Annotated in this window: 16 protein-coding genes; 8 read left to right on the top strand and 8 right to left on the bottom strand. The window is 61.9% G+C overall.

Annotated elements, in window-relative coordinates:
• The first annotated feature begins 13 nt into the window (after positions 1-13).
• The 5 genes from dapD to HMPREF2896_RS07110 all read left to right on the top strand — a co-directional run bounded on the left by dapD (position 14) and on the right by HMPREF2896_RS07110 (position 4,619).
• A complete protein-coding gene (gene dapD, locus HMPREF2896_RS07135) occupies positions 14-985 on the top strand; it encodes a 2,3,4,5-tetrahydropyridine-2,6-dicarboxylate N-succinyltransferase (RefSeq protein ID WP_070718739.1) in 972 nt (323 codons plus the stop codon).
• A 123-nt stretch (positions 986-1,108) separates the two neighbouring features.
• Positions 1,109-2,539 carry an amino acid permease gene (locus HMPREF2896_RS07130; protein ID WP_070718734.1) on the top strand — a complete coding sequence of 477 codons (1,431 nt, stop codon included), beginning with the start codon at positions 1,109-1,111 and terminating at the stop codon, positions 2,537-2,539.
• 480 nt (positions 2,540-3,019) lie between these two features.
• Positions 3,020-3,865, top strand: a complete 846-nt coding sequence (locus HMPREF2896_RS07120; protein WP_070718727.1) for a type IV toxin-antitoxin system AbiEi family antitoxin domain-containing protein — start codon at positions 3,020-3,022, stop codon at positions 3,863-3,865.
• A gap of 69 nt (positions 3,866-3,934) precedes the next feature.
• Entirely contained in the window at positions 3,935-4,144 is a 210-nt protein-coding gene (locus tag HMPREF2896_RS12980) for a helix-turn-helix transcriptional regulator (protein ID WP_070443181.1), read from the top strand.
• Positions 4,137-4,619 carry a hypothetical protein gene (locus HMPREF2896_RS07110; RefSeq protein ID WP_070645320.1) on the top strand — a complete coding sequence of 161 codons (483 nt, stop codon included), beginning with the start codon at positions 4,137-4,139 and terminating at the stop codon, positions 4,617-4,619. Before HMPREF2896_RS12980 ends, HMPREF2896_RS07110 begins: the two co-directional genes overlap by 8 nt.
• 499 nt (positions 4,620-5,118) lie before the next feature.
• On the opposite strand, the gene HMPREF2896_RS07105 is transcribed toward HMPREF2896_RS07110, so the two are convergent.
• The 8 genes from HMPREF2896_RS07105 to typA form a co-directional block, all read right to left on the bottom strand.
• Positions 5,119-5,682: a GtrA family protein gene (locus HMPREF2896_RS07105; RefSeq protein ID WP_070718725.1), complete on the bottom strand. Its 564-nt coding sequence runs from the start codon at positions 5,680-5,682 to the stop codon at positions 5,119-5,121.
• Between the two features lie 107 nt (positions 5,683-5,789).
• Positions 5,790-6,596 carry a pseudouridine synthase gene (locus tag HMPREF2896_RS07100; RefSeq protein ID WP_070718722.1) on the bottom strand — a complete coding sequence of 269 codons (807 nt, stop codon included), beginning with the start codon at positions 6,594-6,596 and terminating at the stop codon, positions 5,790-5,792.
• Positions 6,597-7,682 (bottom strand): succinyldiaminopimelate transaminase, encoded by a 1,086-nt coding sequence (dapC, locus tag HMPREF2896_RS07095; protein ID WP_070718721.1) that lies wholly within the window; start codon positions 7,680-7,682, stop codon positions 6,597-6,599.
• Between the two features lie 3 nt (positions 7,683-7,685).
• On the bottom strand, positions 7,686-8,009 hold the full coding sequence (fdxA, locus tag HMPREF2896_RS07090) for a ferredoxin (protein WP_070443193.1): 324 nt from the start codon (positions 8,007-8,009) through the stop codon (positions 7,686-7,688).
• Between the two features lie 50 nt (positions 8,010-8,059).
• Positions 8,060-8,452, bottom strand: coding sequence for a hypothetical protein (locus HMPREF2896_RS07085; protein ID WP_070443195.1), 393 nt, complete (start codon positions 8,450-8,452; stop codon positions 8,060-8,062).
• Positions 8,449-9,312 (bottom strand): PIG-L family deacetylase, encoded by an 864-nt coding sequence (locus HMPREF2896_RS07080; protein ID WP_070718811.1) that lies wholly within the window; start codon positions 9,310-9,312, stop codon positions 8,449-8,451. Before HMPREF2896_RS07080 ends, HMPREF2896_RS07085 begins: the two co-directional genes overlap by 4 nt.
• Positions 9,308-10,909 (bottom strand): ABC transporter family substrate-binding protein, encoded by a 1,602-nt coding sequence (locus HMPREF2896_RS07075; protein WP_070711775.1) that lies wholly within the window; start codon positions 10,907-10,909, stop codon positions 9,308-9,310. The genes HMPREF2896_RS07080 and HMPREF2896_RS07075 overlap by 5 nt, the downstream gene beginning before the upstream one ends.
• An 81-nt stretch (positions 10,910-10,990) precedes the next feature.
• Positions 10,991-12,901 (bottom strand): translational GTPase TypA, encoded by a 1,911-nt coding sequence (gene typA / locus HMPREF2896_RS07070; protein ID WP_070443198.1) that lies wholly within the window; start codon positions 12,899-12,901, stop codon positions 10,991-10,993.
• A gap of 269 nt (positions 12,902-13,170) precedes the next feature.
• Here typA and HMPREF2896_RS07065 point away from each other — a divergent pair, with 269 nt between their 5' ends.
• From HMPREF2896_RS07065 to HMPREF2896_RS07055, 3 genes are read left to right on the top strand one after another with little or no spacing between them, the layout of a single operon-like run.
• On the top strand, positions 13,171-13,890 hold the full coding sequence (locus HMPREF2896_RS07065; RefSeq protein ID WP_070718718.1) for an Rv1157c family protein: 720 nt from the start codon (positions 13,171-13,173) through the stop codon (positions 13,888-13,890).
• Positions 13,890-14,426: a ribonuclease FAU-1 family protein gene (locus HMPREF2896_RS07060; RefSeq protein ID WP_070718713.1), complete on the top strand. Its 537-nt coding sequence runs from the start codon at positions 13,890-13,892 to the stop codon at positions 14,424-14,426. The genes HMPREF2896_RS07065 and HMPREF2896_RS07060 overlap by 1 nt, the downstream gene beginning before the upstream one ends.
• A 43-nt stretch (positions 14,427-14,469) precedes the next feature.
• A complete protein-coding gene (locus HMPREF2896_RS07055) occupies positions 14,470-15,390 on the top strand; it encodes a DUF808 domain-containing protein (RefSeq protein WP_070718708.1) in 921 nt (306 codons plus the stop codon).
• Positions 15,391-15,521 lie beyond the last annotated feature (131 nt).

Genomic DNA, 15,521 nt, shown 5'->3' with positions numbered 1-15,521 from the left:
AGGGTGTGAGCCTATGACTTCAGCATCCGCACGCGGCCTGGCAACCATTACCCACGACGGCACCGTCCTGGACGTCTGGTTCCCCGCAGTTCACACCGATATCTCTGTAGAAGCCAGCGGCACCGAGCGCTTGGAGGAGGTTCCGCAGCAGTTCGCTGACCTGGTGGGCCCCGACGAGGAGCGCGGCGTCGCCCGCATCGCGGTGGAGACCTCTATCAAGGACCTGGACGAGGCTCCCGCCGACACCTACGACGCTTACCTGCGCCTGCACCTGCTCTCCCACCGCGCAGTCAAGCCTCACGGCCTGAACGTAGACGGGATCTTCGGCAAGCTGGCCAACGTCGTGTGGACCAACTACGGCCCCTGCGCGGTTGCCGATTTCCAGATGGTCCGCGGCCGCCTCGCTTCCCGCGGCCCGGTCGTGGTCTACTCCGTCGATAAGTTCCCGCGCATGGTGGACTACGTTGTCCCCTCCGGCGTGCGCATTGGTGACGCGGACCGCGTTCGCCTAGGCGCCCACTTGGCTGAGGGCACGACCGTGATGCACGAGGGCTTCGTCAACTTCAACGCCGGCACCCTGGGCGCCTCCATGGTCGAGGGCCGTATTTCCGCAGGCGTCGTCGTGGGCGATGGCTCCGATATCGGCGGCGGCGCCTCCATCATGGGCACCCTGTCCGGTGGCGGCAAGGAGGTCATCTCCATCGGTGAGCGCTGCCTGCTCGGCGCGAACTCCGGCGTGGGCATTTCGCTTGGCGACGACGCCGTCGTCGAAGCCGGCCTCTACGTCACCGCCGGCACCAAGATTGCCGTCTTTGGCAAGATCGCGGCGGCCCTAGGCCTGTCTGAGGGCGACACCATCAAGGGTTCCAAGTTCTCTGGTGTTTCCGGCGTGCTGCTGCGCCGCAACTCCGTGACCGGCGCCGTCGAGGCCGTCGATTGGAAGTCTGAGGCTGTGGCTCTCAACGAGGACCTGCACAAGAACTAAGCGCTGCTGCTTGAGGCCCCCGTTTCTGCGGGGGCCTTTCGTGATCCCAGATTCATTCCCTCGCCCACGTCCCTGCGCCACGGGCACCCCTCGATGCCCTACCGCCGACAGCCGCGGCCTAGAATGCTAAAGGTGACTGCTCAAAACGATTCCTCCTCTCGCTCACTCGGCAGCGGCTTGAAGGTCCGCCACCTGACCATGATGGGGCTGGGCTCCACCATTGGTGCTGGCCTTTTCTTAGGCACCGGTGTAGGCATTTCTGCCGCCGGCCCCGCGGTCCTTTTGGCCTACCTCATCGCTGGTTTCCTTGCCATCCTAGTCATGCAGATGCTCGGTGAGATGGGCACGGTCATCCCCGCATCCGGCTCCTTTTCCGAATACGCGGAGCACGGCATCGGCCGCTGGGCAGGCTTTACGCAGGGCTGGATTTACTGGCTCGCCACCGTCGCTGTCCTTGGCGCGGAAATCACCGGCGCCGCCGGATTCATCGGCGCGTGGTTTAACTGCCCGCCCTGGATCCCCGCTGCCATCTGCGTGGCCCTCTTCGGAACCATCAACCTTTTGCGCGTGCGCTTGTTCGGCGAGTTCGAGTACTGGTTCGCCTTCATTAAGGTTGCCGTCATCATTGCTTTCCTCATTATCGGCGCACTATTGATTTTCGGACTGCTTCCCGGCCATACCTTCATCGGCACGTCTGTTTTCCTTACCGATGGCTTCATGCCCAACGGTCTCGGTGGTGTGGCCGCTGGTCTGCTCGCCGTAGCTTTCGCCTTCGGTGGCATCGAGGTCGTCGCCATCGCTGCGGCGGAATCCGAGGATCCCGAGAAATCCCTCGTCAACGCCGTGCGCACTACCATTACCCGCATTTCGGTGTTCTACCTGGGCTCTGTCCTCGTCATCACCTTCCTCCTGCCCTATTCCTCGCTCGGCTCCGCGCAGTCGGCCGCCGAGTCGCCGTTCACCATGGTCTTGGACCGCGCGGGAATCCCAGGCGCGGCCGCCATCATGGAAGTAGTCATCGTTCTCGCACTGCTTTCTGCTTTCAACGCGCAGATTTACGCTTCTTCGCGCATGATGCACTCGCTGGCCTCCCGCGGTGAGGCACCCAAGCTCTTCGCTGCAACAGATCGCCGCGGCGTGCCAACCGCCGCCATCGCGCTGTCTGTCATTCTTTCCGCGGTGATGGTTGTTCTCAACTATGCGGATACCGGATGGCTACTCTCCTTCATGCTGAACGCCGCTGGTGCTTCGCTGCTCATCGTGTGGGTCTTCATCGCGGTGAGCCAGTTGCGCCTGCGCCCCCAGCTCGAGGCCATCCACCCACTGCCGGTGCGTATGTGGGCCTACCCGTATCTCACGTGGTTCGCCCTGGCGCTCTTTGCGGCCATCGCGGTGCTCATGCTTAGCGACGCCTCCGCCCGCATCCAACTCTTCTCCGCCGCCGCCATGTTCGTGGTACTGGCTATCGCCGGCGTCATCAACGCCAAGGCCCGCGGGATTGCCCCGACGTCTCGCCTGCCCCTGCCCACGGCCGAGGAGCTCGAGGCCCGCTAGCCGGCCCACACCCTTCGCACCGCCCCTCTCCCCCTCGCGCTGCGCCTCACTACCGGCCCCTCCTTCCCTTCGCGCTCACCGGCGCACGACGTCGCGCTGCTTCCCCGCTCCCCCGTGGCCGCGAAGGGCATATCGCGTGAATAATCCCCTAAGCACGCGCCTTCACACCGCAGCTCCACCCCTTCGCGCTCACCAACGATGGCTAGCACAACGGCCGAGGCCTCCTCGTGAGCGCGAAGGGTACGCGGCCCCGAAGCCGTCATATCCAATGCCCCTCCCGATCCTTCGCGCTCACCGACATCAATCGGGCAGCCTGTCCAAGGCTGCCTGTGAGCGCGAAGAGGTTTTAAGGGAAGTAAGACTACCTAAATTGCGGACACGACAACCTTTACCGCCGAAATCAGCGTCTCGGGGCTGAGTTATCCACAGGCGGGAAATTGACCGTCGACACGTCGTTAAGCACTGCATACCTTGAGCTTCATGAAGGCATGGACGACCGCGGAGCTTCGCGAGCAAGGCTTGAGCAAGGAGGCAATCAGGCGGAAGCTTCGCGCGGGGACGCTCTTTCGCGTGCACCGTGGGATTTATAGCGACGAGTGGTCGCCGCTAGCTGTGGCGCGGGCTCTGGCGCACGGGCTCAGTCGAATACATTTCACGGGCAAGACCGCGCAGGAGATTCACTTGGGGAGGAAGCTGACCTTTCCACTGGAAGCCGAAGGTCCGCGCACGCTCAAGGGCAAGAATTTTCGGGTGACACATTCACGCCTGGCGGCTACTGCAAAGGTGAATGGCCTGCCTGTTGTTCAGGTGCTGTGGGCAGCTCGTCGTATGGCCGCTAACTGCAGACAACTGCTGGAAGAATATTATCGCGGCAAGACTGGCCCTGAGCGTTTGGACAATGACCGGCGGAGAATGCGTCGGGTCCCTCGGCGTTTGAAAGAGACGATACGCCGCACGCCCATCGGTACGGACAGCGTGCCGGAGCGCCAGCTCAGTCGAGGCCTTAGCGCAGACGGAATCTTTCCTGAGCACAACGCGCTCATTGCGGGCTACCGCTTTGACCTGAAGATTGGCAAACTCATCGTGGAGGTCGACGGCTGGGAGCACCACAAACATAGTCGTGCGTTTCAGGCAGATCGCTCGAAACAGAACGCAGCAGTAGCTCATGGGTATACGGTTTTGCGCTTTACTGCTGACGATATCCGCTACCACCTCGACGACGCCGTTCTACTCATCAAAACCATGCTTGAGCAGCTCAAAGGACGGAATCCGACGTTGCCGGCTGTGGTGACGCAACCCTATTGGACATGGCACTTGTGTATGTAACTCTTGAATTTATGACAAGCATTCTTTACACTTGGTCACGCAAGCACGACATACTGTAAAGGAAGCCACATGGCCGAGCATCACAATATGGTCCGCAAATGGCGGCGCTGGCTCGAGATGTCCCAAGCCGAACTCGCCGAACGAGCCGGCGTATCCCGCCAAACTATCGCCAATATCGAACGCGGCAACTACTCGCCCTCTGTCTACCTAGCGCTAGACATCTGCCGCGAACTAGGAAAAACCGTCGAAGAAGTCTTTGGAGATGAACAACATGATTAACGCCATTGCCAACTACACGCTCCGCGAGATCGACCGCGCTTCCCGCGACGAATTCGAGCGCGAGACTTTCTACAAGGCCTACGCCATCTCTGCGCCGCCTGCACAGTTCCTCGAGTTCGTTGTCGCCGCCATCCTTGCCTGGGTCCTCCCCGGTCAGATGAGCATGCTGAGCTTCCTCGTCATCGTGCCTTCTGTCTTAGGAAATACCATCGGAACTACGTGGCTGCGCAAACGCGTTGCCGCTCCGCTTGTCGGCCGTAATTGGTCCGCGATGGCGATTTACTTCATACCGATAATCGCGATGATCGCGGGTACCGCATTCAACGCCTATGCACCAGCTGACGGCCACATTCCCTCCGCTTATCTAGCCGGCGCCGCAGTTGGCGCTATCACCGTCCTCATCCTCGCACCCTTCATCCGCCGCTATCAACACCGTCGAGACCAAGCCCGCCTCGACGCCGAGCTCGACGATTAGACCGCACTGCGCGGCCTATCCCCTTCCCGCCCTTCGCGCTCACCGCGGACGGCGGGTTCTCGTTTTTACAGGCGCTGGTGAGCGCAAAGGGAGAATCAGGCGACTACCGCACTAACCCGCAGCTATGATCCTCCCACCTGCCGAAACATTAGTACCTGCTGCGCCGCTGGCACCGGTTCCGCTGCCATCTCCCTTCACGCTCACCGTGTGCGGGAACTAGCGATTCTTTTAGACGCCGGTGAGCGCGAAGGGCGGGCCTCCAGCTTCCATCCCTAAGCGCTCACCAGCGCGATGGCACGCCTCCACGCCAGGTTCCCGGTGAGCGCGAAGGGAGCATTGCTTGCCGACGCCCCCCTTCCCGCTCACCGCAGCATGTAAAAGTCCCCGGCGGCCAACGCTGGTGAGCGCGAAGGGCAGGCGCGGGGCAGGTGCACTGCGGAAGGGCAAGCGGGTTGGCGGAAGGGCAGGCAGGGCGGAAGGGCGGGGCGAAGGGCCGATATTAAGCCGGCGCGGTCTCGTGGACCACGACCGGTGCCTTGGGCTTCGAACGGAAGGTCCACAGCTTATTGAAGATGAAATTGATGGGCATGGCTACCACGATAGAAATGGCATTGGCCCAGTAGTACATCGTGCGGAAGCCCGTCGAGTCATCGAAAATATGCGGCGGCAACTGCAGCGGCGAGGTCGGATTCATCAGCAGGTACTGCACCGCGAGCGTGACCAGGTAGGCGCCGATACCCGTGATGAGGAACGGGAAAAAGCCACGTAGCCAGGACACCTTGTTGACGGACTTGAACGTCCACATGCGGTTGAGCTGGTAATTCCAGGTATTCGCCACGAGGAAGGCAATCGTGGAAAAGAACATGAACCAACGCACGTGGAACTGTGTGCCGAAGAGATTGAACATCGCGTCATGCGGCGTAGCGCCAAACCAGGCCAAACCGCATTTCGCAGCCACAATCGAGGTCGCAATGTTGACCAACGTGCCCGAGCCGCCGACCAGACCAAACTTGATGAACTGGCCGAGATTCGAGGCAAAGCGAGCAAAGCTCAGATCCGCCATGGACACGCCCTTCGTACAAAATGCTCAATTATGATGAATAAAACTTCGTACAAGTTTAGTCCGTCGCTCAGCGCAAACTAAAATGCGCGCCGCAATAGCGCCCAATCTCACAGCTTAAACTCACGCTTCTCGCCCGAAAGCGGGTCCTTAAAGCTCATCGCAATGTGGGAAAGCTGCAGCGGCGTTGAAAAGTCATAGAGGGACAACCCGCGATCCACCGGATAGGTATCATCCCCCACGATCGGATGGCCCAGGTGATTGAGCACCACGCGAATCTGGTGGGTGTGCCCGGTCAGCGGCCAGACATCGGCAACCGTTCCCCGAACGCGCACCCGAGTCACTGTAGGCGTGCCGGAAGGATCCACGCGGACCTGGCGCTCGCCCCGCCCCCGCCGCATGCCCAGCCGCACCGTGCCGTCGAAGGAGAAGGGCGCGGCCACCCGAGCCCGATAATGCTTCACCACCGCCCGCTCCTGAAAAAGCTGCTGGTACGCAGCGCGCGTGCGCGAATTACGCGAACACAGCACCAACCCCGACGTCAACCGGTCCAAGCGATGCAGCGGCACAATAGAGTCCTCCCCATAGTCCACGCGCAGGCGGGTCTGGAGGGTCTCGCGCACGATGCGCCCATTCGACGTCGTGGGCAAAAAGTGCGGCTTGTCGACGACTATCAGGTCCCCATCCTCATACACCACGCGATAGCCAAAGGGAATAGGTTCTTCGGCAGGCGCCGGAGGGTGATACCACGCCAGCGTTGGACCGGGAAGCACAGTGCCAGGTTCTAAGCGGGTACCAGGCGAAAACGCGGAATCGCCCGCCTCACCTGCCCAATAGGTAGGAGTGGCGGGCACGATGCCGGTGAGCATCACCTTGCGCGGGCTAATCCCCTCCCGCGCCGGCGGGCGAAAGACCACCTACTCAGCAAAGCGCGCGACGGCTGCGGCAATCCGCTCATCGGTGCCGTTCAGGCCGATGCGTACGTACTGCTCGCCCGCTGGGCCGTAGAAATCACCCGGCGCCACGAGGATGCCGCGCTCGGCCAGCCAATCAACGGTCTCGCGGCAGTTCTCACCACGGGTTGCCCACAGGTAGAGCCCAGCCTCGGAGTGCTCGATTCTAAAGCCCGCGCCGGTCAGTGCGCGCATGAGTTCTACACGGCGCGCGGCGTAGCGCTGGCGCTGGAGGGCTTCGGAGGGGTCGTCGTCAAGCGCGGCAACCATGGCCGCCTGAATGGGGCCCGGCACGATGAGCCCTGCGTGCTTGCGCAGCTCCAATAGCTCCGCGATGAGCTTGGCATCGCCCGCGAAGAAGCCCGCGCGGTAGGACGCCATGTTCGCGCTCTTGGACAGCGAATGCATGGCGATAAGCCCCGTATTGTCCCCATCGGTCACGCGCGGATCCAGGATGGACACCGGCGGGTTCTCATCATCCCAGCCCAAGCCCATGTAGCACTCATCTGAGGCCACGATGGCATTGTTCTCGCGTGCCCAAGCGACGATCTCACGCAGCTTCTCGACGCCCAACACCTTGCCCGTCGGGTTCGACGGCGAGTTGATGAACACCAGCGAGGCGTCTTCGAAGTCATCGTCCGCACGCAGGGGCTTGGCGCCGGCCAAGAGCGCACCGACTTCATAGGTGGGATAGGCCACCGTCGGGAAAGCTACGGTCTCGCCACGCATGCCCAGCAAAGTGGGCAGCCAGGCGATAGCCTCCTTGGTGCCGATGACCGGCAGCACCGCGTCCACATTCATGTTGTAGCGGCGCTGCAGCGCCTTCGCGATGGCCTCCCGCAGCTCCGGGGTGCCCTGGGTCTGTGGGTAACCGGGAGCCTCGGCCGCTGCGGACAGTGCTAACTGCACGCCAGGGGCGACCGGATCAACGGGGTTGCCAACTGATAGGTCAACGATCCCGTCTGGGTGCGCCTGGGCCTTCTCCTTGGCGCCGGCGAGCGAGTTCCACGGAAAATCCGGGAGTGTGTGTCCAAGCGGCGTGCGGCTCATGTTCTACTCCTGGTTCTGGGGCGGGAGCGCAGAGATCATCGGCACGTCAAAGTCCTGCGGGCCGAGTGCAGCTGCACCGCCCGGGGAGCCGAGGTCATCGAAGAAGGCGGCGTTGGCGTCGTTGTAATCCAGCCACTCATCCGGGACATCATCCTCGTAGAAGATGGCCTCCACCGGGCAAGCCGGCTCGCAGGCGCCGCAGTCCACGCACTCGTCCGGGTGGATGTAGAGCATGCGCTTGCCCTCGTAGATGCAGTCGACCGGGCACTCTTCAACGCAGCCGCGGTCCATCACGTCGACGCAAGGCTGCGCGATGGTGTAAGTCATAAGGTGTTTAAACTCCTGTGTGTCACGGGTTTTCTACGACTAACAGTATGCTACTCCGAGGCGAAAAATGGCCAAACGCTACCCGCGATTCCCGCGGCGAACAGCAGCAGGCTGAGAATATTATTGGGCAGCAGGCTACCGTCACCGATGGCGGCTCCCAGCATGAACGCGAGAAATCCTCCCACCCACGCCAGCCCGGGCACACCGGCGATGTAGGGATTCTCACTCCACAGGCGGGCTGTGCGAGTCAACACTCCGTTGAACCAGAATGCAATGAGGATGGTGATGGGAAAGGCCATCCCGGACTCGCCGGGCCACGGCAGACGAGCAGTGAGATAAACCACCTCGAGAGTCAGCGAGCAGAGTGCGCCTAAGACGAGCCACACTAGGCCCCCTACCTGCTCGCCGCGGGAGAAATCAGTGCGAATGGCGCGCTCGTTCATTTCTCCCCCAGCAATGAATCCTGTGGTTCACCCTGCCCCAATTGGTAGAACTCTTGACGCAGCAGAGGCATGGTGAGCAAGTTTGACAAGGCATAGGCTGCGGGAACCTCCGCGGGATCCTTGAGCCCTGCCTGGGCGGCGTGCGGGTTGACGGTGGTGAGGGAGCCGTCGGCAAGCCAGATCTGCGTGGCGTGGGCCAGCATCGCCGCACGCTTGGCGCTGAGAGCCGCGTCAGTGAGCTCGTAGGTGATATCGCAGCCAGCGTTGGTGAAGTTGTCCAGGTACTCCTTGTCCGGCAGGCTCCAGCCCTCGGGAGGTGTGACAGCCTCGAGGCCGCGATAGTGCGCGGTGCGCTCGAAGACGGCCCACCAGATCCGCTGCTCAGGCGCAGCAGCCGCATGCACGGCCTTGTGCACGGCGATATGGTCGGGGTGCCCGTAGCCACCGTCTGGACCATAAGTCAACACCGCGTGTGGTCGCAGCGCAGCAAGGTGGCTACGCAATAAATCTGCGGCGTCGTCCACACGGTTCACCAGGGCCCGCGGATTCTCGTGAGCGGGCGAGCCTTCCATCCCGGAATCACGGAAGTGCCCAAATCCGCCCAGCTGAATGCCCTCGACCCCTAACGCGTCGAGCGCGTGCTTGAGCTCCCAAGCACGGAAACCTCCCAGCTGATCGGTTTCTGCCAGGCCTTGGTAAGGCTCGCCGATGATCTCGCCTTCCTCACCCAGCGTTGCGGTAATCACGGTGACCTGCGCGCCGCGCGCGGACAAGTCCGCCAGCGTGCCGCCGGTAAAGAGCACCTCATCATCCGGGTGAGCGTGAACAGCCACGACGCGGTAGCCCGCGAGATCCTTAATCATCGTCTTTCCTCCACTGCGGTGCGCTAATCAGACCGGAATCCCAGTCCTTAATGCTTTGTCCGGGGCCAACAATACCCTTGCCCAAAGCGTGGACTCGCACCTCATTGAGCAGCGGGATGAAGAGCACTTCTTCCTTGTTGAGGTGCTCTACCCGCTCTTCGGCGGCCTCGGAATCCAGTTCGCCTGAAAGAATGTCAAGGGCTGACTCTGCGGAATTTTCTGGGCAGAATCCCGACAGCGTTGCCGCTGGGCGCGTCGGCGTTGCGCACACGAAGTAATTGGCCAAGGTTATCGCATCCCTGCCGTTCTCATCCCACGCCACCACGGCATCAACCTTGCCCGCCGGAAGCAGATCCGAGGTAATTGTAGTCAGGCGTTCGGTGACGACCTCCGCGTCAATAGCCTTGGCTTGCAGCACGTCCACAATGGTGGTGGCTGCCGCCAAGGCCGTGGGATTTTGAGGATCCACACCGATGCGCACGGGCTTGCGTCCCGCCCGCTCCCGCAGTGGGGCAAGTTCCGCGTTACTGTCAAAGGGGTTGTTCCCAGGCTCCAGCTCTGAGGCACGGCCGGTGGCCAAGCGGGCTATCTGGTCGGTATCGAGAAGCGAAGCCAATGCGCGGCGCTGGGGCTGCTCGTTGAGAGCGCCCTCCGCAGCGGACATTTCCAAGCGGAGCTGGCGTTGCCGTGTCACCACACCGGTATTGACATTGCTGAGCAGGCTCAGGCTCTCCAGGGTGGTCTGTTGCGGGGTGAAATCAGCAAAACCGATCTGCCGCGAGCGCAACATATTCACCGCTTGCGCGGTATCGCGAACCGCGCGCAGCTGGATGACGTCGATGTTCGCGGGATCTTCTCCCCAGAAACGGTCATTGCGATTAAGCGTGATGATTCCTCGCCCGCGGTCCATGCTTTCCACGAGGTAGCGCCCAGCAGAGGCGGGGATCCCGTCGGCCAGCACTGAGGCGAAATCCCTGTCTTCTAGAAGGTGGGAGGGCAAAAGATGGGCAAAAAGTTTGTGCCAGTCTTCGACGCGGTGGTCGAAGTCCACGGTCACCACCCGCCCATTGCCGGAGGTCCGCACAGCCGAGATCGCCCGATAGCCAGAAACATTCTTAGCCCCCGGGGTGCGAGTTATCTGGGACCACAAATAGTTAAAGTCGGAACCACTGATCGGCGTGCCATCAGACCATTGGGATGGCGCGGCGATGGTATAGCGCACACGCATCGCAACGCCTTCGGGGGCTTCGATCTCCTCGGCAGATTCCAGGACATCCGTGTCCATCTCGGTGCCGTGGAAAGCAGAGGGCAGCACTAGCTCCGCAATCTGGTTGACCAGCTCAGAATTATTTGCCACGAGGTGCGGGTTGAGGCCGCCGCGCAGCGGGTCAACCCCGATGGCCACGGTGCTGCGCTTCGGCAGAAGGTCCTCTTCGGGCGCTGCCTCAGGTGGCGGGGCGGTGGTGCTGGAATTCGTTGGAGTGGCGCTGCGATCATCCTCGTCCACCACCGGCGGCGGGCCAGGGTTAGCCTGGCAGGCCGTCAGCAGGGCGGCTGCGAGGATAACGCCGAGCCGAGGCAGGAAACGGTCCACTCCACACAACCTCAAATTCCGGAAAGTACTTCTTTACCACCCTGGGGCGGCGCTTGACGACGCCCCACGCATCCCCAGTGGTTACTTGTTGAGCTGCTTAGCGCGGGCGGCCGCACGCTTGCGTTCGGTGGAGGACAGCTCGACCTTGCGCACGCGCAGGACGTTCGGGCCGACCTCGACGCACTCGTCGGTGCCACAGAACTCCAGCGCCTCTTCCAGGGACAGGGTCCGAGCCTTGGCGAGGGTGACGGTGGCATCCGCGGTAGCGGAGCGCATGTTGGTCAGCTTCTTTTCCTTGGTGATGTTGATATCCATATCCTCATCACGGTTATTGGCGCCGACAACCATGCCTTCGTAGGCCTCCATGCCCGGCTCCACGAAGAAGTCACCACGGTCCGCCAACTGCTGCAGAGCGTAGGCGGTGATCTGGCCGGAACGGTCGGCCACCAGCGAGCCCGTCGGGCGTGCCTTGATATCGCCAGCCCAAACATCGAGACCATCGGAGATGGAGTTGGCGATACCAGAGCCGCGAGTCTCCGTCATGAACTGAGTGCGGAAGCCGATAAGGCCGCGGGCGGGGACGCGGAAAACCATGCGGACCCAGTCGCCCTCGCGGACATCCATGGACTGCATTTGGCCCTTGCGGGTGGCCAGCAACTGGGTAATAGCGCCCTGGTGCTCGGAGGGGGAATCGATGGTGAGCATCTCGTACGGCTCCATCGTCTTTCCGTCGATGACCTGGGTGACCACCTGCGGCTTGCCGACGGTCAACTCGAAACCCTCACGGCGCATGTTCTCGATGAGCACGGACAAGGCCATCTCGCCGCGGCCCTGAACCTCCCAAGCATCCGGGCGCTCTGTCGGCAGCACCTTGAGGGAGACGTTACCGATGAGCTCCTGGTCCAAGCGAGCCTTGACCATGCGGGCAGTGAGCTTATCGCCGCCGCCCTGGCCTGCCATCGGGGAGGTGTTGACGCCGATGGTCATGGAAATAGCCGGCTCGTCGACCTTGATGCGCGGCAGCGGCTCTGGGTGCTCGACGTCCGCGATGGTGTCACCAATCATGATGTCGGAGATACCGGAGATGGCCACGATGTCACCGGCGATAGCCTCTGTGTCCGGCTGGCGCTGGAAGCCGACGGTGCGCAGGAGCTCTGCCACCTTGACGGTCTTGGTGTGCATCTCCCCTTCCTCGTCATAATGTATCCAGGCCACCTGCTGGCCCTTCTTGATGGTGCCTGAGTAGATACGCAGCAGGGCGATACGGCCGAGGAAGTCATCGGAGTCCAGGTTGGTCACGTGCGCCTGCAGCGGGGCGTCGACCTTGGCGGAGGGCTCAGGGAGGACGTCATAGATGACGTCGAAAAGCGCCTGCAGATCATCAGCGTTCGGGACGTTGCCATTGCCCGGGTTTTCGGTTGAGGCCTTGCCCTCACGGCCGGAGGTGTAGAGGACCGGCAGATCCAGCAGTTCCTCGGCAGCAGCTGCTGCTTCCTCATCTTCCAGGCCGGCGGCGATTTCCAGCAGCAGGTCCTGGGCCTCGGTAACGACCTCATCGATTCGGGCATCCGGGCGGTCGGTCTTATTCACGCAAATGATGACCGGCAGCTTCGCCTCCAGCGCCTTGGTAAGCACGAAGCGGGTCTGTGGGAGGGGGCCTTCGGAGGCGTCGACAAGCAGCACGACGCCGTCGACCATCGAGATACCGCGCTCCACCTCGCCGCCGAAGTCGGCGTGGCCCGGGGTGTCGATGACGTTGATGATGAGATCCCCGCCGTCCTTGCCCAGGCCCTTGCGGTGGATGGCGGTGTTCTTCGCCAGAATGGTGATGCCGCGCTCGCGCTCCTGATCATTGGAGTCCATGACGCGATCCGAGTGTTCGCCATGGTCGCCGAAAGCGCCGGACTGCTCCAGCATGCCGTTGACGAGGGTGGTTTTACCGTGGTCAACGTGCGCGACGATGGCTACGTTACGGAACTCAGTATTACTCACGTGTGGGGTGCTCCTTAAAGCATGATGCGTTAGCGATGTGAACGGCCCTTAAATATACTCTCTAGCTCTTTGATGTGCAGCATCGCGCAGGATCCCGCAGAGCGCTGCGGGATGTAACGAATTGATATCAACACCCGACATACCGCACAGTAGTCCTCTATTAAGAGTTGACTACATCAAAAAAGTGAATATTGTGGCAGCAGATACTATTGTGACGCATGTGATTTAGTTTCTGCCGTCACGCCCCCACCCACACACAAGGATTTTCCATGGCCTTTTCCGAACAGCACTCTTCCCGCTCCGCCCGTCGTGGCGTCGCCGGACTCACTGCTGCCGTGATGATGGGCCTACTCAGCATCACGCCCGCAAACGCCGGCGCCCCCGACCTCTCCTCGCTCGTGAATATCCCACAGAGCAGCAACCCGTTGGACAGCCTCGGCCGTCCCACCCCGGAGACGCAGGAGCGCGTTCGTGCTTTCGCGGCACAGCCATGGATCCCGCAGGAGGCCCGCAGCGCCATCCTCACCGCCCTTAATTTCACCGCCGGTGAAGGCGGCGAAGGCGGCGTTGCCATGCCGGAGGGAAATAACCCCGGCTTCCGCCAGTTCTACTGGCCCACGGTCTCCGCGCAGTGCATCGGCGGGCAGGGCGATTCGGTGGGCTCCGCCATCGCCGTGCCTGGCCCGACCGATATGCCGGCCCCAGGTGCCGGTGAAGGCGAAGCAGTCTTCCTCTTCACCGCGCTGGGCACCCCGACCGCCGCTGAAGAGCAGGGCGCCATGCGCGTTCAGTGGTTCAACCTGGACACCTTCCAGTTTGGCACCACTCCCCTGTTCAACAATGGCATCAACACCGATGGGCCAACCACGGTCTCGGGCCGTGCCACGACTGGCAAGGGTACCGTCGTGGCGGTCCTTTCCGGCGCGGTCAACACTGCTGAATCCTCGTGTTCCTTCCCACCTACCGCGGCTTACCTCGAGGTGAACTAATGAGCACAGACCTGCACCCAGTCAAGCAAGAAACCTTTAATACCACCGACAACATCAACGTCGACCCGAAAGGTTTCGAGCGCGAGGTAGACACCTACCGGGTCACCGACTTTGGCCTCTACATGGCCCGCGGCGCTAATCACCCGCGCTTCGGCTACCTCGAGTCTTGGCTGCTGCCGGACCTTGGCTTGCGCGCCAACATCTTCCACTTCCGCAAGGGCATCGATGTGCACCAGGACTTCTACATCGACGTTGCCGATATCGATATTGACGGGGACGTGTGGACCACCCGCGATCTCTACGTCGACTTGGTCTCCACCTCTGGCGAGCCAGTCGATGTACTCGATATTGACGAGCTAGCCGCCGCCACCTCCAACGGCCTCATCAGTGCCGAGGAGGCCGAGCGCGCCATGGAGCGGACCCTGACCGCCGTCGAAGGCATCACGCGCTACGGCGATGACGCCATGAATTGGTTGCACACGCTGGGAATGGACCTTACTTGGGCAGAAAATGTGGAGCTCGTTCCTGCCGAGTAACCTAGGGTGAGTACTTCTCCCCCACCTTAAAAGGATGTGAGCCATGGCCGGTGGTCTCTTTGCCCTGCTTGACGACGTCGCCCTGATCGCCCGCTCCGCTGCCTCCAGCGTCGACGACGTGGCAGCATTGGCCGGAAAGACTTCGGTGAAAGCCGCCGGGGTCGTTGTCGACGACGCCGCTGTCACGCCCCAATATGTCCAGGGCGTCAAGCCGCAGCGTGAGCTGCCCATGATTTGGCGCATCACCAAGGGCTCACTCATCAACAAGCTCGTCATCATCCTGCCGATTGCGCTCATCCTTTCGTGGATCGCGCCGTGGGCGCTCACCCCTATCCTCATGTGCGGTGGTGCTTACCTGTGCTTCGAGGGCGCAGAAAAGATTTTCCACTCTGTTTTCCACCGCGGGGAAAAAGACGATAAGCCCGCCGAAGAAAGAGGGCCCGACGCCGAAGACTCCCTGGTGAAATCCGCTATCACCACCGACCTCATCCTCTCCGCCGAAATTATGGTGATTTCCCTCAACGAGGTCATTGATCAGCCCTTCTGGCTGCGCCTCGGCGCCTTGGTCACCGTTGGTGTCCTCCTCACATTGGGCGTCTATGGCGCCGTCGGGCTGCTAGTCAAGATGGATGACATCGGCGTCGCCCTGCTCAAGCGCCACGATGGTGACTCCGCCCTGGGTACCGCGCTGGTCAAGGGAATGCCTATCGTGCTCAAGATCATCGGCATCATCGGCACCGCCGCCATGCTGTGGGTCGGCGGCCACATCGTGGTCAAGGGTCTGAGCGAATTCGGCGCCGAACAGCCTTATGGCTTTATCCACCACGTGACCGAGAGCATCAACAACGGTGCCCTCGCCTGGTTGGCGGACACCGGCTTGTCGATGTTGTGCGGCTTTATTCTGGGCGCCGTTATCGTCACCATCATCATGGCGGTCAAGGCCACCGCCGAGCGCGTGAAATAGACCTTAGATAAACAGCGCGAGGGAGACGGCCATGACCGCCATCCCGGCGATCAGTCCGTAGATGGCACAGTGGTGTTCTCCGGTCTCCTCCGCCGTGGGCAAAAGCGGCCCTTCCGGTTTTAGAGTGCGTT

Origin of the sequence: Corynebacterium sp. HMSC069E04, from assembly GCF_001813175.1 — a bacterium.
Lineage (GTDB): Bacteria > Actinomycetota > Actinomycetes > Mycobacteriales > Mycobacteriaceae > Corynebacterium > Corynebacterium aurimucosum.
Note: the sequence above shows the minus strand (reverse complement) of the source record. Positions and strands in the feature narration are given on the sequence as shown.